This is a genomic window from Glutamicibacter sp. BSL13, assembly GCF_052928425.1.
This window is the reverse complement of record NZ_JAVGCZ010000057.1, coordinates 1-16,743: the sequence shown is the minus strand read 5'-3', so window position 1 is coordinate 16,743 and position 16,743 is coordinate 1. Positions and strand designations below refer to the sequence as shown.

Here is a 16,743-nt window from a genome sequence, read left to right as displayed (position 1 = left end):
CGCAGGATCGAACCCTTCACGCTGGCGATGTCCACCACGACCGCCGTCGGGAACTCCAGCAGCGCCTGGGCCACCAGGTCCGCGGTGACATCCGGCGGCGCGCCGATGACCACCAGTTCCGGGGCGATGCGCTGCCCGGCCTGCAGGATGGTGCCCGCGCCGATGTCCTGGGCGACCCCGGCGGCCGAGGGGGAAATGTCGCGCAGGTAGACGCCCACGCCCTTGGCGCGCAGCCCCAACCCGACGCTGGTGCCCAGCAGCCCGGTTCCGATCACCAGCACCGGGCCGGCGAGATGCGAAGTGTTCATGTTCCTAGTTCCGCTTGTCCAATCCTGCCTGCGCGTCCCGCCGGGCGGGCGCTGCCTGCCGGTGGGACGCCTCGAATCGTCCTAGAGCCCGACCATGGCCATCAGGTGGCCAACTTCCTGCTTGCCCAGCGGCCGGATGGTGCCCTGCTTCTGGTCCCCGAGCTGGATCGGGCCGATGGACACGCGCACCAGGCGCTGCACCGGGTGGCCGACCGCGTCGAACATCCGGCGCACGATCCGGTTGCGCCCGGAGTGCAGGGTGACCTCGACCATGACCCGGGTGGGGGTCATGTCGATGATGCGGAACTCGTCCACCGAGGCCCAGCCGTCCTCCAGCTTCACGCCCTCGCGCAGCTTGTTGCTCACGCCCTTGGCCAGCGGGCCGTCGACCTGCACCAGGTAGGTCTTGGGGACCTCGTACTTCGGGTGCTGCAGCCGGTTGGCCAGCTCCCCGTCGTTGGTCAGGATCAGCAGGCCCTCGGTCTTGTAGTCCAGCCGGCCCACATGGTAGAGCCGCTGGTTGGTGTGCTCGTTCTTGAAGTAGTCGCTGATGGTGCGGCGGCCCTCCGGGTCCTCCATGGTGGAGACCACGTGCTTGGGCTTGTTGAAGACGTAGTACTTGTGGGCGGTGTTCACCTGCACGCGCATCCCGTCGACGTGGATCACGTCGCGTTCCGGGTTCACCCGGGCACCGAGTTCGACCACCAGTTCCCCGTTGACCTCAACGCGGCCCTCGGTGATCATTTCCTCGCAGGCGCGGCGGGAGGCGACCCCGGCGTTGGCCATCACCTTCTGCAGGCGCACGCCCTCGGTGGATTCACCCTGGGCGGCGCGGCGGTTCTGCGCCTCGGCGCGGGCGGCGGCCCGGGCACGCTGGGTGGGACGGGCGTAGTCGCCCTTGATGGTGCGGTTGTACGGGTCCTTGCCGTAGGCGCGTTCGGCGTTCTTGCGCGGGGCGGCCGACTCGTTCTTGCTGCGTCCGGCCCCCTGACGGGCTGCCGGCTTGCCGCCGGGCTTGCCGGAGGCGCCGGGCTTGCCGGAGAACTTGCCCCCGGAGCGGGCGCCAAACTGGTTGCCGCCGGTCGGTTTGCCGCCGGACTGGGACCGGTTCCGGCCCCCACGCGGGTTGCGGGGGGTGGATGAACCCTTGTTCATGTCGAATCTTCCCTTTGCTCTTGCGTTGCACGTGCTGCTGCCCCGCCCAGGTGGCGGCGCATCGCGACCAGGGGCAACGGCACCGGGGCGTTGACCTAGTCGTCGAAGGTTGCCGAATCCAGCGATTCGAGGTCCGCGACACCGGGCAGGTGCGGGGACAGGGGCGGCAGCTCATCCAGGCTGGACAGGCCCAGCCGCTCCAGGAAGTACTCCGTGGTCTGGTAGAGCGCTGCTCCGCCGTCGCCCACTTCCGGATAGTGCGCGATCAACCCCCGGTTCAGCAGTGTGCGCACCACCGAGTCGACGTTGACCCCTCGAATCGCCGATATCCGTCCACGTGAGACCGGCTGTCGGTAGGCGATGACAGCCAGGGTTTCCAGGGCCGCCTGGCTCAGGCGCGCTGTTTGCCCATCGAGAACATAGCTGGAGACGAAATCGGCATAATCGCGACGCGAATAGATGCGCCACCCGGAGGCGACGCGTCGAAGTTCGAATCCGCGCGGACGATCCCTACTATCATACTCGCTTGCCAGCGCCCGAAGGGCCTGAGTGATACGGATCTCCGAAACCTCGAAGATCTGCGCCAAACGCTGTTCTGACACGGGCTGATCGGCGACCATCAGCACCGCCTCCAGGCCCGCGGGCAGCCCGCCGGGCAGCTGGTCGATCGCAGCCGACTCATCCATGGACCGGCTCCAGCGACTCCTGCGGCGCGCGCCCGGCACCACCGGCGGACGTGGCGTCATCGGGCATCGCGCCCTGGGTCGGCTTGGTGTCTCCGGGTTTGGCGTTGTCCCGGGGGTCGGTATTGTCCCCGGCTGCGGTGCCGGTGTAGTCATCCTCCATGGCCGCGGCGTCCAGCTCACCGTCCTGGGTCAGCTGCACCACCAGGGGCGCCAGCGGGGCCGGCTGCCGGAAGCTGATCGCCTTCTGCCGGAACATTTCCAGCAGCGCCAGAAAGCGCACCACGACCACCAGCTGGCTTTCGGCGTCGGCCACCAGCTGGGTGAAGTCCAGGCTGCCGCGCTCGGTGAGCATCCGGTGCATGGTCTCGGCTTCCTGACCGATCGTGACATTCGCCCCGTGCAGGTGGGAGATCCCCACTTCGGTCTCCGGCTCGGGTTTCGGGGCCAGGCCCTGGCGGGCGATCTGGGCGAACTGCTGCGGGGTGATGTTGAAGATCAGCTCGGGCAGCAGCGCCGCGAAGTGCGGCTCCAGGGGCACCTCGCGCGGAATGTGCGCGGATTCGGCGTCGTAGTGGTCGCCCAGCACCGCGGCCGCCTCCTTGAACGCCTTGTACTGCAGCAGCCGGGCGAAGAGCAGGTCCCGGGCCTCAAGCAGTTCGAAGTCCTCGTCGTCGGCCATTTCCCCGCGCGGCAGCAGCCGGGCGGCCTTCAGGTCCAGCAGCGTGGAGGCGACCACCAGAAATTCGGTGGTCTCATCCAGCATCTTCAGCCCGTCGCCGGGCTGGGCCTGCAGGGCGCGCAGGTAGGCGATGAATTCGTCGGTGACCTCGGCGAGCGCCACCTCGGTGATGTCCAGCTCGCGCTTGGTGATCAGGTGCAGCAGCACGTCGAACGGCCCGTTGAAGTTGGCCAGCTCCAGGTGGAACCCGCTGCCGCCGGCGGCGGGCTCCTGACTCCGCTCGTCGCCGGCTGGCGCATGCGTGAGCGTGGCGGTCATTACGGGGCGCCGCCGCGGTAGATCAGTTCCTTGGCCAGGTTGCGGTAGGACTCGGCGCCGGGGTGGTTCGAGGCGTAGGAGGTGATCGGTTCGGCGGCCACGTTCGCGTCGGCGAACTTGATGGTGCGCTTGATCACGGTTTCAAACAGCTTTTCCCCGAATGCCTCGTCCAGCCGGCCGATGACCTCGCGGCTGTGCAGCGTGCGGGCGTCGTACATGGTGGCCAGCACCCCGTCGACCTCCAGCATCTGGTTCAGCCGGTCCTTGACCTTGTCGATGGTCTCCATCAGCAGCGCCACCGCACGCAGTGCGAAGAACTCGGCGGTCAGCGGGATGATTACCCCGTGCGCGGCCGTCAGCGCGTTGATAGTCAGCAGCCCCAGGGAGGGCTGGCAGTCGATGAGCACCACGTCGTAGTCGTCGATCACCTCGCGCAGCGCCCGTTCCAGGGCCTGCTCGCGGGCGACCTCGTTGACCAGCTGCACCTCGGCGGCGGAAAGGTCGATGTTCGCCGGCAGCAGGTCGATGTTCGCCACCTCGGTGGTGCGGATCGCGTCGCGGATCCCGGTGTTGCGCTCCATCAGCACGTTGTAGACGGTCACGTCCAGCTCGTGCGGGTTCATCCCGAAGCCGGCCGACAACGCACCCTGGGGGTCGAAGTCCACCAGCAGCACCTTGCGGCCGTATTCGGCCAGCGCCGCGGCCAGGTTAATGGTCGAGGTGGTCTTGCCCACCCCGCCCTTCTGGTTGACCATCGCGATGACCCGGGCCGGACCGTGCGACGGCAGCGGCTCGGGTTCGGGAAAATCGGTCAGCGGCTTGCCGGTGGGTCCCACCGGCTTTGGTTCCTTGAGCATTCCTGCCCCGCGGATCTTGCCCTGTTCCTCGCTCACGATTGGCGAACCACACTTCCCATTCGGATCGGTCATTTGCTTGTCTACAGGTTATCGCCCGACGTGGTGCATTTAGGGGAATTTCCCCTCTTGCACGGCGAGCCTTGACCTTGAACCTTAACTCAAATGCTGTATATACGCTGAAGATCCCAAAGAGCGGCGCTGCCCGGCGCCGCGGCGGGAGTCCGGCCGCAAACCCGCGCCCGGCCTCCCCGGTCCCTGCGCGCGCCCCGGCCCAGGTGGCCGGACCGGTTAAACGGAACAACGCCCCGCCGGGTGGCGGGGCGTTGTCCGGGTGACGCCGATCACCGGCGTGGCGCCGGTCCCCATGGCGCCGGAGGCTTCATCCAGCGCGGCCCCTAGTGGGCGTCGGGGTTCAGGCTCAGCTCATCGAACGGACGCTGGCCCGAGAGCACTGCGCGGGCCTGCTGCGCGTCCAGCTCGCCTGTCCACTTGCCGATCAGCAAGGTGGCCACGGCGTTGCCGGTGAAGTTGGTCAGCGCGCGGGCCTCGGACATGAACTTGTCGATGCCCACGATCACGCCCATGCCGCCCAGCAGTTCGGGCTTGTGCGCCTGCAGCCCGGCGGCCAGCGTGGCCAGCCCTGCACCGGTGACCCCGGCGGCGCCCTTGGAGGCGATGATCATGAACACCAGCAGGCCGATCTGCTGGCCCAGGCTCATCGGCATATCCATCGCGGTGGAGATGAACAGCGCCGACATGGTCAGGTAGATGGCGGTCCCGTCCAGGTTGAAGGAGTACCCGGTCGGCACGGTGATGCCCACCACCGGCTTGGACACCCCGGCATGCTCCATCTTGGCGATCAGCCGCGGCAGGGCCGATTCGGAGGAGGAGGTGGAGAAGATCAGCAGGTACTCGCGGGCCAGGTACTTCAGCAGCGCGAAGATGTTCAGCCCGGTCACCAGGCGTAGCATGCTGCCCAGGATCACCACGATGAACAGCGCGCAGGTCAGGTAGAACGCGCCCATCAGGATGGCCATCGAACCGATCGCGGCCCACCCGGTGGCACCGACCACCGCGGCGATCGCACCAAAAGCGCCGATCGGGGCCGCCCACATGATCATCATCATGATGCGGAAGACCACCAGCTGGATGTTCTTGATCGCGGTGAGCACCGGCTCACCGCTCTTGCCCATGGACTGCAGGGCGAAGCCCACGAAGATGGCCAGCACCAGGGTGGGCAGCACCGGGATGTCCCCGGGGATCATGCCCAGCAGGAAGGCGACGGTCGGGTTCTCCCCGGCCGCGGTGCTCGGGTCGTAGGGCTTGAGCTCCAGGCCCTCACCGGGGTGGATGATGTTGCCCACCACCAGCCCGATCGCCAGCGCGAACGTGGACATCACCAGGAAGTAGATCATCGCCAGCCCGCCGACCTTGCCCACGGTCGCGGCCTTGGCGATCGAGCCGATGCCCAGCACGATGGTGCAGAAGATCACCGGGGCGATGATCATCTTGATCAGCGCCACGAATCCTGTGCCCAGCGGCTTGAGCGCCTTGCCCAGCTCCGGGGCGATGAGCCCGACGGCGGCACCCAGCACCACGGCGGCGATCACCATGATGTACAGCCAGTGGGTGCGGTCCTTCTTCTTCGGGGGCGCGGAGTGCGCCTGCGGGGTTTCGTCGATGACAGCCATGTTCACTCCAGGATCTGCAAGGGTTTGCTCCACCGCCACGGCACTGTGGCCGGCGGAGGGAAGTTCGTCACATCCATGGTGCGCGGTACAGTGATGTCCGTCTCCCTTGTGTTCATATTGTTCACATCACGTTTACCGGTGAACCCGCGCGGCGCTGGCGGCCAGGGTCCGCGCGGCGCCCGCGGCACGGCGTTTTCCGCCCGCCCTGCGGCCCCGGGGAACCGGGTCCCGGGTGCGGGCCTTGAGGCGGTGGCGGTACGCACGGCGTCTTGCATCCGCCCCGTCGGACGGCGCAATCTGTTCACAGACCGGTTTTCCCACGAAGAGGTGCCCATGCCCGCTGTCCCTGGCCTGCCGCGCGCCGCCGGCGACCTGCGCCGGCTCAACCGCGACGCGTGGACGTTCGCCGCCCGCATCTTCGCGGTGCAGATGCTGCTGGTGCTCATCGCGGTGCTGGCCCTGGCCTGGTTCGGCATCGCCCACCAGCGCACGGTGATCCTGCAGGACCGCCGTGACCTGGTCACCACGGTCTCCCTCTCCCTGGCCGGGGACCCGTTCGTGCGCAGCGAGCTGGCCGGAAAGGATCCGGCAACGCGGCTGCAGCCGTTCACCACCAGCGTGCTGGAGGAGACCAGCACCATCGACTTCATCACGATCATGACCCCCGAGGGGGTGCGCCTGACGCACCCCGATCCCCGGCAGCTGGGCGGCACCTACCTGGGCACCATCCCCACCGAGGCGCACTCCCACGTCGAACAGTTCACCGGGACGCTGGGCCCCTCGGTGCGCGCGATCGCCCCGGTGAACGATGAGCAGGGCCGCACCCTGGGCTGGGTGGCGGTCGGGGTGACGGTGGCGAACCTGGAGAACACCTACCGCAGCCAGCTGCCCAAGCTGCTGGGGCCCAGCGCGGTGGTGCTGGCGCTGGGGGCGGCCAGCTCCTGGTGGTTCTCCAAGTACATCCAGCGCGCCACCCTGGGCTTTGGCCCGCACGGGCTGCGCCGGCTCTACGCGTTCTACTTCTCCGCGCTGCATTCGGTGCGCGAGGGGCTGCTGCTGATGGACCGCACCCAACGGGTGGTGCTGTACAACGATGAGGCGGCCCGGCTGCTGGGCCTGCCCGCCACTCCCCCGCCCGACGGGTTTGGGATCGAGCAGCTGGGGGTGCCCGAAAGCCTGCGCGAGCTGCTCTCCAGCGCCCGCTCGGCGCGCGATGAGATCCACGTGACCGCCAGCAGCGTGGTCGCGGTCTCCAAGGTTTCGGCCCGGGCCACCCAGCCGGAACTGCTGCGCCGGCGCCGGATGCTGCCGCTGCGCTGGCTGGCCACGACCCCGTTCACCGGAGTGGTGGTCACGCTGCGGGACCTGACCGAGGTGCAGGAGATGACCGGGGAGATCCAGTCGCTGAAGACCTTCGCCACCGCGCTGCGCGCCCAGACCCACGAACACGCCAACCGGCTGCACACGATCGCCACCCTGATCGAGAACGGCCGGGAGCAGCGGGCGCTGGACTTCGCGCTGGCCGACCGGCAGGGCTCCCAGGCGCTGACCGACCTGGTGGTGGGCAGCATCGACGACGCCTACCTCTCCAGCCTGCTGGTGGCCAAGGCCGCGCAGGCGCACGAGCGCGGGGTGCGTTTGGAGATCTCCGCCTCCGGCACCGTGCCGCCGGACTGCTTCAAGGCGACCGACCTGATCACGATCGTGGGCAACCTGCTGGATAACGCGCTGGATGTCTCGGTGGGCAGCGACGCCGCCACGGTCTGGGTGGAGGTGGTCGGGCTGCCCGATGAGCTGCTGATCTCGGTCGCGGACTCCGGGCCGGGCATCGAACCGGAATTCCTCAAGGACCTGATGCGCTTCGGGGTCAGTACCAAGGGCGGGCAGGTGCCGCGCGGGCTGGGGCTGGCGCTGGTGCAGCAGGCGGTGCTGCGCCTGGGCGGGAGCATCACGGTGGATAATGATGCCGGGGCGATCTTCACCGTCGCCCTGCCGCTGCCCGCCGCCCACGGCGCCACGGGCACCGCGGGCACCGAACCGAGCACAAAGGACGAGCAATGAATCGCGCGCCTGGCGCACCGCAGGCCGAACGGGGCCTGAAGGTCCTGGTGGTGGACGATGAGCCGGAAACCGCCGCAGCCCACCGCGACTTCATCGCCCGGGTGGACGGGTACTGGACCGGGGCGGTGGCCGGCAATGGGCAGCAGGCCCTGGCGCTGCTGGCCCAGGCCCGGGACGCGGCAGAACCCTACGACCTGGTGCTGCTGGACATGACGCTGCCGGATCTGCACGGGATCGACGTCGCCCGCCGGATCCGCGGGCAGGGGCTGACTCTGGGGATCATCGCGATCACCGCGGTGCGCGACCTGGAGGTGGTGCGTTCGGCGGTGGCCAGCGGGATCACCCAGTACCTGATCAAGCCGTTTTCCTTCGCGGCGTTCGCGGAGAAGCTGGCCAACCACCGCCAGTTCGTGGACAGCATGCACTCCTCCGGGGCGGAGACGACCCAGGCGAACATCGACCACGCGTTCTCCGCGCTGCGCACCAGCGAGCGCGCCCAGCAGCTGCCCAAGGGGCTGATCCGCCAGACCCTGGAGCAGATCAGCGGATTCCTCGCCGGGCAGCGGGGCCGGGCCTATTCGGCCACCGAGCTGGCCGCGGCGCTGGGCATTTCCCGGGTCACCGCCCGGCGCTACCTGGAGCACCTGGCCGACACCGGCCAGCTGCTCAAGCAGCCGCGCCACGGCAGCCGCGGCCGGCCCGAATACGAGTACCGTTCGGCCTAGCCGCTCAGGCGGGGTCCTGGGGGCGCAGCAGCGGGATCAGCTCCTGGATCACCTGCGGGTCCTCGATCGTGGAGGGCACCTGGTAGTCCTGCCCGTCGGCGATCTGGCGCATGGTCTTGCGCAGGATCTTGCCCGAGCGGGTCTTGGGCAGCGCCGCGACGATCTTGACCTCCCGGAAGTCCGCGACCGGCCCGATCCGCCGGCGCACCATGTCCACCACTTCCCCGCGCAGCTGCTCGGCGCCGATCCCCGCCCCGGACTTGAGCACCACGTACCCGACGGGGCGCTGGCCCTTGAGCGGGTCGTTGACCCCGATGACCGCGCATTCGGCCACGGCCGGGTGGCTGGCCAGCACCTGCTCCATCGCCCCGGTGGACAACCGGTGCCCGGACACGTTGATCACGTCATCGGTGCGCCCCATCACGAACAGGTACCCGTCCTGGTCGATGTAGCCCGAGTCCCCGGTCAGGTAGTAGCCGGGCTGCTGGGCCAGGTAGGTGTCGATGAAGCGCTGGTCGTTGCCCCACAGGGTGCTCAGCGCCCCGGGCGGCAGCGGCAGCTTGATCAGGATGTTGCCCTCCTGCCCGGCCTGCACCGCTGCGCCCAGCCCGTCGCGGATCTGCACGTTGAACCCGGGCACCGGGGTGGAGGGCGAACCGGGCTTGCGTTCCATGGCCGCCAGCCCCAGCGGGTTCGCGGCGATCGGCCAGCCCGATTCGGTCTGCCACCAGTTATCCACCACCGGGATGCCCAGCAGCCGCTGCGCATAATGGTAGGTGTCCGGGTCCAGCCGCTCCCCGGCGACGAACAGGGCGCGCAGGCTGGACAGGTCGTGCCTGGTCAGCAGCCCGCCCTCCGGATCCGCCCGGCGGATCGCGCGCAGCGCGGTGGGGGCGGTGAACATGGTGGTGACCCGGTGCTGGGCGATGATCCGGCCAAACACCCCCGCGTCGGGGGTGCCCACCGGCTTGCCCTCGTAGAGCACCGTGGTCGCTCCGGCCAGCAGCGGGGCGTAGACGATGTAGGAGTGCCCCACCACCCAGCCCACGTCGGAGGCGGTGAACATCACGTCCCCGGGCTTCACGTCGAAGATCGCACCCATCGAGTAGGCCAGCGCGGTCGCGTACCCGCCGGTGTCCCGCACCACGCCCTTCGGCGCCCCGGTGGTGCCCGAGGTGTACAGCACGTACAGCGGGTGGGTGCTGGGCACCGGAACCGCCTCGGCCGGCGGCGCGTCGGCGGCCAGGGTGTCCCAGTCCAGCCAGTTTTCCCCGCGCCCGGTGTACTCGGCCAGCTGGTGGGTGAAGCCCTCACGCTGGGCGACGATGACATCGCGCACGCTGCCCGGGGCCAGGTCCAGCGCCTCGGCCACCGCCGGCAGGTACTCCACCTTGCGACTGGGTTCGATCCCTCCGCTGGCGGTGATCACCGCGACCGGGGTGGCGTCCTGGATCCGCGAGGCCAGCTCGCGCGGCGCGAACCCGCCAAAGACCACCGAGTGGATCGCCCCGATCCGGGCGCAGGCCAGCATCGCGATCACCGCCTGCGGGATCATCGGCAGGTAGATCAGCACCCGGTCCCCCACGCCGATCCCGCGGGCGGAGAGCACCCCGGCGAAGCCGGCGACCTCCTCCAGCAGCCGCGCGTAGCTGTAGGTCCGGGTGGTGCCCAGCATCGCCGAGTCGTAGATCAGTGCCGCGGCCTCCCCGCGCCCGGCCGCCACATGCCGGTCCAGCGCGGAGACGGTCAGGTTCAGCATCCCGTCCGGGAACCAGGAGTACAGCGGGGCGCGGGAGTCATCCAGTGCCGTGCGCGGGGCGTGCTGCCAGTCGATGGCCGCGGCCTGCTGGAGCCAGAACGCCCCGGGGTCCTGGACCGCTGCGGCGTATGCCTGCCGGTATGCCTGTGCCATGCGTGCTCCTTGTGTGTTGTGTTCCCGGTGCCGGTTCCCGCCGGTGCGGGGCGGTGCCGGGGGCTGCCTTTCAATGGGCCCGGTGGGCCCGGCGGTTCCGGTGGTTCCAGTGGTTATGGATCAGCGCGGCCGGGCGATGACCTCCCCGCCGCGCTGAAGCGCAGGGCCCGGCGGACGATCCCGCATCCGCCTGCCCCGCTTGGGCTACAGCCTATGATCCAGCTCACCCACATTCAAGGGTTGTGTATACATAAAATCCGAAATTTACGGAAGATTACCGGAACTTTCGCCGCTTGTTCCCGATCCGTGTATACACTGGGGGTATGCGAGCCAGCGAAAAAGCCTACGAGATCCTGCGCCGGGACATTGTTGAATGGCGCATGAGTCCGGGCACCGTGCTGGCCGAAGTCGAGCAGTCCGCCCGGCTGGGCGTCTCGCGCACCCCCGTGCGCGAAGCCCTGGCCCGGCTGGTCGCCGACGGGCTGGCCGTGCAGCAGCGCGGGCGCGGCACCGTGGTTTCCGAGGTCTCCGTCGAGCACCTCGATGACCTGTTCACGCTGCGCCGGGTGCTGGAGTGCGAGGCCGCGCGCCTGGCCTGCCGCAGCGAGCTGGCCCCGGCCTTTGCCGAACTGGCCGACCAGTTTGAGCGGGCCGCCGCCGGGTTTGACCCCTCCGGACCGCCACCCAACGGTGAGCGGATCGGCGCCGATGAGTACTACCGGCTGGTGGCGCGCCTGGATGAGCTGGGCGATGAGGCCGCGGACAACGGCTACCTGGGCGCGGCGCTGCGCAACCTGCGGGTGCACCTGCAGCGGGTGCGGCGCCTGGCCAAGGACCACCCGGCCCGGCTGCGCGCCTCGGCCGCGGAGCACGCCGCGATCGCCCGGGCGATCGCGGCTCGCAATGCGGAGCTGGCCGCGGCGGCCACCACCGTGCATCTGCACCAAAGTTTTGACCACATCATCAAGCATGCAACCGAGCTGAAAGGCAACCATGATTAATCATCCCGTGCGTGTGTACCGTTCCGAGGAAAACCTGGCCCGCGAGGACCAGCTGGCCCACAAGATCGCGGTGGTTGCCGCCGACCCGGTGGAGGTCACCGACGAGGTCAAGGAGATGATCATCAACCGGATCATCGACAACGCCTCGGTCGCCGTCGCCTCGCTGAACCGCGGCCCGATCATCGCCGCCCGCGCCCAGGCGCTGACCCACGCCCCCTCCAACGGCGGGGCCGGGGCGACAGTGTTCGGCATCGAGCAGAAGGTCTCCCCCGAATGGGCCGCCTGGGCCAACGGGGTGGCGGTGCGTGAACTGGACTACCACGACACCTTCCTGGCCGCTGACTACTCGCACCCGGGTGACAACATCCCCCCAATCCTGGCCGTCGCCCAGCACACCGGCGCCTCCGGGCACGACCTGATCCGCGCGATCGCCACCGGCTATGAAATCCAGGTGGACCTGGTCAAGGCGATCTGCCTGCACAAGCACAAGATCGACCACGTCGCCCACCTGGGCCCGTCGGCCGCCGCCGGCATCGGCACCCTGCTGGGCCTGGATGTGGAGACGATCTTCCAGGCCGTGGGCCAGGGCCTGCACACCACCACCGCTACCCGCCAGTCCCGCAAGGGCGAAATTTCCACCTGGAAGGCGCACGCCCCGGCGTTCGCCGGGAAGATGGCGGTGGAGGCCGCGGACCGCGCCATGCGCGGACAGACCTCCCCGGTGCCGATCTACGAGGGCGAGGACGGGGTCATCGCCTGGCTGCTGGACGGGCCCGACGCCGCCTATGAGGTGCCGCTGCCGCAGCCCGGCGAAGCCAAGCGCGCGATCCTGGACACCTACACCAAGGAGCACTCGGCCGAGTACCAGGCCCAGGCGTGGATCGACCTGGCCCGCAAGCTGCACCGCGAGCACCCGGAGGCCACCGACCCGAAGAACGTGGCATCGATCCTGATCAAGACCAGCCACCACACCCACTACGTGATCGGCTCGGGCGCGAACGACCCGCAGAAGTACGACCCGAGCGCCTCGCGCGAAACCCTGGACCACTCGATCCCGTACATCTTCGCCGTTGCCCTGCAGGACGGGGCCTGGCACCACGTGGACTCCTACGCCCCGCAGCGCGCGGCGCGTCCGGACACGGTGGAGCTGTGGCAGAAGGTCACCACCGAGGAGGACCCGGAGTGGACCCGGCGCTACCACTCGCTGGACATCGCCGAGAAGGCGTTCGGCGGGTCCGTTGAGATCACCCTGGCCGACGGCACCGTGATCACCGATGAGATCGCCGTGGCCGACGCCCACCCGCTGGGCGCCCGCCCGTTCGCCCGCGAACAGTACATCCACAAGTTCCGCACCCTGGCCCAGGGGCTGGTCCAGGAGGCGGAGATCGAACGCTTCCTGGCAGCCGTGCAGCGCCTGGACGAACTGGGCGCCGGGGAGCTGGACCAGCTGAACATCCTGGCCGCCCCCGGGGTCATCGACGCCGCCAACGCACCGAAGGGCCTGTTCTAATGCTGTACTCCACCCGCACCCCCGCCCAGAAGCGGATCGCGCTGCGTGAAATGCTCACCGCCGGGGCCGCGCGCCAGTTCCCCGGCGCGTTCAACCCGCTCTCGGCGCGGCTGATCGCGGAGAAGGGGTTCGACGGGATCTACATCTCCGGGGCGGTGCTGGCCAACGAGCTGGGCCTGCCGGACATCGGGCTGACCAGCCTGAGCGAGGTGGCCACCCGGGCCGGGCAGATCGCCCGGATGAGCGACCTGCCGGCGATCGTGGATGCGGACACCGGGTTCGGGGAGCCGATGAACGTGGCCCGCACCATCCAGGAGCTGGAGTACGCGGGGCTGGCCGGGTGCCACATTGAGGACCAGTTCAACCCCAAGCGCTGCGGGCACCTGGACGGGAAGAACGTGGTGGACACCGGCACCATGCTCAAGCGCATCGCCGCGGCCGCCGACGCGCGCATCGATGAGAACTTCCTGATCATGGCGCGCACCGACATCCGCGCCGTGGAGGGCCTGGATGCGGCGATCGACCGGGCCAAGGCGATGGTCGACGCGGGGGCGGATGCGATCTTCCCCGAGGCGATGAAGGACCTGGGCGAATTCGAGGCGGTGTGCAACGCGGTGCAGGTGCCGGTGCTGGCGAACATGACCGAGTTCGGCAAGTCCGAGCTGTTCACTCGCCAGGAGCTGGCCGACGCCGGGGTGGCCATGGTGATCTACCCGGTCACCTTGCTGCGCAGCGCGATGGGTGCGGCCGAGCGGGTGCTTAACGCAATCGCCGAGGAGGGCACCCAGCAGCGCGAAGTGGATAGGATGTTAACCAGGTCACGTCTGTACGAGCTGGTCGACTACGAGGCGTACAACCGATTCGACACCGGGATCTTCAACTTCCAGGTCCCGGGGCTGGACATCGAATCGAACAACGCGGACCTGTAGCACCGCCGCCGCGCACCTGCACCGAAAACGACAGGAGTTTGAATATGACCACTACCGAGGAAATCAAGAAGGGCCTGGCCGGGGTCGTGGTGGACTACACCGCGATCTCCAAGGTCAACCCGGACACCAACTCGCTGCTCTACCGCGGCTACCCGGTCCAGGATCTGGCGGCCACCAAGTCCTTCGAGGAGGTCGCCCTGCTGCTGTGGAGCGGGGAGCTGCCCAGCGAGAGTGAGCTGACCGAGTTCTGCGCCTACGAGCGGGCCAACCGCTCGCTGGATCCGCGGGTGAAGGCGGCGATCGACCTGCTGCCCACCGACTGCCACCCGATGGACGTGGGGCGCACCGCGGTTTCCGTGCTGGGGGCGAACAACCCGCTGGCCGAGGACTCCTCCCCCGAGGCGGAGCTGCGCAAGGCCAAGGAGCTGTTCGCCGCCTTCCCCGCCGTGGTCGCCTACGACCAGCGCCGCCGCCGCGGGCTGGAGGCCATCGAGCCGCGTGAGGACCTGGACTACTCGCAGAACTTCTTGTGGATGACCTTCGGCGAGGAGGCGGCCCCCGAGGTCGTTGACGCGTTCCGGGTCTCCATGGTGCTCTACGCCGAGCACTCCTTCAACGCCTCGACCTTCACCGCCCGGGTGATCACCTCCACGCTCTCGGACCTGCACTCGGCGGTCACCGGGGCGATCGGCGCGCTGAAGGGCCCGCTGCACGGCGGGGCCAATGAGGCGGTCATGCACACCTTCGACGAGATCGGCATCGACAAGGACGAGTCGCGCGAGGCCGCCGCCGCGCGCGCCAAGGCCTGGATGGAGCAGGCGCTGGCCGAGAAGAAGAAGGTCATGGGCTTCGGCCACCGGGTCTACAAGAACGGGGACAGCCGGGTGCCGACCATGAAGGCGGCCCTGGACCGGATGATCGAGCACTACGGCCGGGCGGAGATGCTCGGGCTGTACGACGGGCTGGAAGCGGCGATGGACGAGGCCAAGAGCATCAAGCCGAACCTGGACTATCCGGCCGGACCCACCTACCACCTGATGGGCTTCGACACCGAGATGTTCACCCCGCTGTTCATCGCCTCACGCATTGTGGGCTGGACCAGCCACATCATGGAGCAGCGCGCCGCGAACTCGCTGATCCGCCCACTGTCGGCCTACAACGGACCGGAGCAGCGCGAACTCTAGCACCGTGCCTAAGTTGGCCCTCCGGCCTGCGGTGGCCGAAATGCCGGAAAGCCGGAACACCGGAAAGCCGGAAAGCCGCGAGCACAGCCCGTGGGGTTGCACCTGATACCCAGGTGCAGCCCCACGGGCTTTTTTGCGCCGATTCTCCGGGGTGCGGGCGGAACCGGGTTGCACGAAACCTACCAGCGATCTATTGTTTTTCGATAGGAAGTAACCGAACCTCAATAGATAACCGGATGGTTGCCCGGGGCGGTCGCGAGGACCGCGCTTCCCGGGCCGCCGCTTCGGACAGAGTTCGGCACCTCGGTGAATGATGGTGAAAGGAGCCCGCGATGGGCAGAATGAGTATCGCCGCGCTGCGGATAGTGCTGGTCGGCGCGATGGGCCTGGCCCTGTTCCTGCAGGGGTTCATCGTCCCGGTGGTCGCCATGGATGAGGGCGGGCCGAGCGGTGAATTCGGCTATCTACGCCCGGCGTTCCTGGGCTACCTGGTGCTGGTCGGGCTGGTCGTGGAGCTGTGCATCGTGTGCGTGTGGAAGCTGGCGACCCGGGTGCGGCGCGGTACCGTGTTCAACCCGGCGGCCTTCAAATACGTGGACGTGATCATCGCTACGATCGGCGTGGGCGCACTGGGCACCTTCGCGCTGGCTGCGGTGATGGCCCCCGGGGAGGCGGTTGCCCCGGGACTGGTGCTGCTGACCGGCGGGCTCGGTGTGCTGGTGGCCGGGATCGCGCTGATCGTGCTGGTGCTGCGCCAGCTGCTCGCGCAGGCGACCAGCACCGATCTGGAGGCCCAACGGCTGCGCACCGAGCTGGGCGGGGTGATCTGATTGGCGATCCGCGTGCAGATCGACGTGATGCTGGCCCGGCGCAAGATGGCGGTCGGTGAGCTGGCCGAACGCATCGGCATCACCCCGGCCAACCTGGCCGTGCTGAAGAACGAACGGGCCAAGGCGGTGCGCTTTAGCACGCTGGAGGCGTTGTGCCGGGAGCTGGACTGCCAGCCCGGGGACCTGCTGGTGTGGGAGCCGGATGATCCGGGCGACGCAGATCGGTCCCCTGCGCCGGCGCGCGCAGGGAACACGCCCGCGCGGTAGGCCACACCCGATCAGGAGCGCAGCGCGAACCTGCCACGCGAACTGGCCACGCGAACCGGCCGCCGGCGCGCTGGTCTTTCGGACGCTGACTTCTGGACGCTGACTATCGGGGCCCGGCCGCGGTTCAGGCCGGGGCGTCGCCGTCCCACTGCTGCACCCGCAGGTTGGCCACGCCCAGGTTGTCCGGGGCCATCTGCACGGTGGCGGTGAACCGCTGCCCGTCCAGCAGCAGCGGGAGCCAGCGCTCGGCGTCCTGCCACATATCCCGGACCGGCAACGCCTGGGCCGGGTACCAGCGGGCGTCCAGCTCCCCGCTGGCCGCGGGCTGCCCGCCGAACACGGTGGCCACGAACACCCTGCAGTCCATGTCCGAGCGCGGACTGGCGGGAAAGCGGAAGGCGATGTTCGCCCGGTGGGCCAGGTCGCCCGCCGCCACGCGCATGCCGGTCTCCTCGGCCAGCTCCCGCACCGCCGCCTGCACCGGGCTCTCCCCCGGCTCGATCTTCCCGCCCGGGGCGACGACGTTGCCGGCCCCGAACCCGGTGAGCTTGCGTCCCAGCAGCACTTCGCGGCCGGTGGGGCCCTCACGCAGCAACAGGACCAGCACCACCGGTTGCGGCTGGGTCCGGT

General features: G+C 69.0%; 15 protein-coding genes and 1 pseudogene. 8 read left to right on the top strand and 8 right to left on the bottom strand.

Going from position 1 to position 16,743, the window contains the following annotated elements:
- From RCJ92_RS10610 to RCJ92_RS10585, 6 genes and pseudogenes are all read right to left on the bottom strand, one after another.
- Window positions 1-308: pseudogene (locus RCJ92_RS10610) on the bottom strand (prephenate dehydrogenase); the annotation flags it as partial.
- 81 nt (window positions 309-389) lie between these two features.
- Complete coding sequence (locus tag RCJ92_RS10605) at window positions 390-1,463, bottom strand: pseudouridine synthase (RefSeq protein WP_138178456.1); 1,074 nt, start codon at window positions 1,461-1,463, stop codon at window positions 390-392.
- Window positions 1,464-1,558: 95 nt separating this feature from the next.
- Window positions 1,559-2,149 carry an SMC-Scp complex subunit ScpB gene (scpB, locus tag RCJ92_RS10600; protein WP_343834130.1) on the bottom strand — a complete coding sequence of 197 codons (591 nt, stop codon included), beginning with the start codon at window positions 2,147-2,149 and terminating at the stop codon, window positions 1,559-1,561.
- The gene (locus tag RCJ92_RS10595) at window positions 2,142-3,146 is read right to left on the bottom strand and encodes a segregation and condensation protein A (RefSeq protein WP_343834132.1); all 1,005 of its coding nucleotides are present in this window, start codon (window positions 3,144-3,146) and stop codon (window positions 2,142-2,144) included. The genes scpB and RCJ92_RS10595 overlap by 8 nt, the downstream gene beginning before the upstream one ends.
- Window positions 3,146-4,039 carry a ParA family protein gene (locus tag RCJ92_RS10590; protein ID WP_138178453.1) on the bottom strand — a complete coding sequence of 298 codons (894 nt, stop codon included), beginning with the start codon at window positions 4,037-4,039 and terminating at the stop codon, window positions 3,146-3,148. Before RCJ92_RS10590 ends, RCJ92_RS10595 begins: the two co-directional genes overlap by 1 nt.
- A 359-nt stretch (window positions 4,040-4,398) precedes the next feature.
- Window positions 4,399-5,694, bottom strand: coding sequence for a cation:dicarboxylate symporter family transporter (locus tag RCJ92_RS10585; RefSeq protein ID WP_171021281.1), 1,296 nt, complete (start codon window positions 5,692-5,694; stop codon window positions 4,399-4,401).
- Between the two features lie 333 nt (window positions 5,695-6,027).
- Between RCJ92_RS10585 and RCJ92_RS10580 the strand changes: the two genes are divergently transcribed.
- Both RCJ92_RS10580 and RCJ92_RS10575 read left to right on the top strand, forming a co-directional pair.
- Complete coding sequence (locus tag RCJ92_RS10580; RefSeq protein ID WP_446754529.1) at window positions 6,028-7,755, top strand: ATP-binding protein; 1,728 nt, start codon at window positions 6,028-6,030, stop codon at window positions 7,753-7,755.
- Window positions 7,752-8,480 (top strand): response regulator, encoded by a 729-nt coding sequence (locus tag RCJ92_RS10575; RefSeq protein ID WP_446754528.1) that lies wholly within the window; start codon window positions 7,752-7,754, stop codon window positions 8,478-8,480. The genes RCJ92_RS10580 and RCJ92_RS10575 overlap by 4 nt, the downstream gene beginning before the upstream one ends.
- A 4-nt stretch (window positions 8,481-8,484) precedes the next feature.
- Here RCJ92_RS10575 and RCJ92_RS10570 read toward each other — a convergent pair whose 3' ends face one another.
- Window positions 8,485-10,392, bottom strand: coding sequence for an AMP-binding protein (locus RCJ92_RS10570; protein WP_446754527.1), 1,908 nt, complete (start codon window positions 10,390-10,392; stop codon window positions 8,485-8,487).
- A 323-nt stretch (window positions 10,393-10,715) separates the two neighbouring features.
- Here RCJ92_RS10570 and RCJ92_RS10565 point away from each other — a divergent pair, with 323 nt between their 5' ends.
- The 6 genes from RCJ92_RS10565 (at window position 10,716) to RCJ92_RS10540 (ending at window position 16,113) form a co-directional block, all read left to right on the top strand.
- The gene (locus RCJ92_RS10565; protein WP_138178449.1) at window positions 10,716-11,393 is read left to right on the top strand and encodes a GntR family transcriptional regulator; all 678 of its coding nucleotides are present in this window, start codon (window positions 10,716-10,718) and stop codon (window positions 11,391-11,393) included.
- Window positions 11,386-12,903, top strand: coding sequence for an MmgE/PrpD family protein (locus tag RCJ92_RS10560; protein ID WP_138178448.1), 1,518 nt, complete (start codon window positions 11,386-11,388; stop codon window positions 12,901-12,903). Before RCJ92_RS10565 ends, RCJ92_RS10560 begins: the two co-directional genes overlap by 8 nt.
- Complete coding sequence (prpB, locus tag RCJ92_RS10555) at window positions 12,903-13,832, top strand: methylisocitrate lyase (RefSeq protein WP_446754526.1); 930 nt, start codon at window positions 12,903-12,905, stop codon at window positions 13,830-13,832. Before RCJ92_RS10560 ends, prpB begins: the two co-directional genes overlap by 1 nt.
- Window positions 13,833-13,876: 44 nt before the next feature.
- The gene (locus RCJ92_RS10550) at window positions 13,877-15,016 is read left to right on the top strand and encodes a bifunctional 2-methylcitrate synthase/citrate synthase (RefSeq protein ID WP_446754525.1); all 1,140 of its coding nucleotides are present in this window, start codon (window positions 13,877-13,879) and stop codon (window positions 15,014-15,016) included.
- 332 nt (window positions 15,017-15,348) lie between these two features.
- Window positions 15,349-15,846 (top strand): DUF2975 domain-containing protein, encoded by a 498-nt coding sequence (locus RCJ92_RS10545; RefSeq protein WP_446754524.1) that lies wholly within the window; start codon window positions 15,349-15,351, stop codon window positions 15,844-15,846.
- Entirely contained in the window at window positions 15,847-16,113 is a 267-nt protein-coding gene (locus RCJ92_RS10540) for a helix-turn-helix domain-containing protein (protein WP_446754523.1), read from the top strand.
- A gap of 124 nt (window positions 16,114-16,237) precedes the next feature.
- Here the strand turns inward: RCJ92_RS10540 and RCJ92_RS10535 are convergent.
- Window positions 16,238-16,743 (bottom strand): 8-oxo-dGTP diphosphatase (locus RCJ92_RS10535; protein ID WP_446754522.1); only part of this gene is annotated, 506 nt, incomplete at its 5' end.

What these genes read in the sequence shown, in the direction of transcription:
- RCJ92_RS10605 (WP_138178456.1), bottom strand. Translation starts at nt 1,463, where the DNA reads ATGAACAAGGGTTCATCCACCCCCCGCAACCCGCGTGGGGGCCGGAAC.
- scpB (WP_343834130.1), bottom strand. Translation starts at nt 2,149, where the DNA reads ATGGATGAGTCGGCTGCGATCGACCAGCTGCCCGGCGGGCTGCCCGCG.
- RCJ92_RS10595 (WP_343834132.1), bottom strand. Translation starts at nt 3,146, where the DNA reads ATGACCGCCACGCTCACGCATGCGCCAGCCGGCGACGAGCGGAGTCAG.
- RCJ92_RS10585 (WP_171021281.1), bottom strand. Translation starts at nt 5,694, where the DNA reads ATGGCTGTCATCGACGAAACCCCGCAGGCGCACTCCGCGCCCCCGAAG.
- prpB (WP_446754526.1), top strand. Translation starts at nt 12,903, where the DNA reads ATGCTGTACTCCACCCGCACCCCCGCCCAGAAGCGGATCGCGCTGCGT.
- RCJ92_RS10560 (WP_138178448.1), top strand. Translation starts at nt 11,386, where the DNA reads ATGATTAATCATCCCGTGCGTGTGTACCGTTCCGAGGAAAACCTGGCC.
- RCJ92_RS10565 (WP_138178449.1), top strand. Translation starts at nt 10,716, where the DNA reads ATGCGAGCCAGCGAAAAAGCCTACGAGATCCTGCGCCGGGACATTGTT.
- RCJ92_RS10580 (WP_446754529.1), top strand. Translation starts at nt 6,028, where the DNA reads ATGCCCGCTGTCCCTGGCCTGCCGCGCGCCGCCGGCGACCTGCGCCGG.
- RCJ92_RS10545 (WP_446754524.1), top strand. Translation starts at nt 15,349, where the DNA reads ATGGGCAGAATGAGTATCGCCGCGCTGCGGATAGTGCTGGTCGGCGCG.
- RCJ92_RS10550 (WP_446754525.1), top strand. Translation starts at nt 13,877, where the DNA reads ATGACCACTACCGAGGAAATCAAGAAGGGCCTGGCCGGGGTCGTGGTG.
- RCJ92_RS10570 (WP_446754527.1), bottom strand. Translation starts at nt 10,392, where the DNA reads ATGGCACAGGCATACCGGCAGGCATACGCCGCAGCGGTCCAGGACCCC.
- RCJ92_RS10575 (WP_446754528.1), top strand. Translation starts at nt 7,752, where the DNA reads ATGAATCGCGCGCCTGGCGCACCGCAGGCCGAACGGGGCCTGAAGGTC.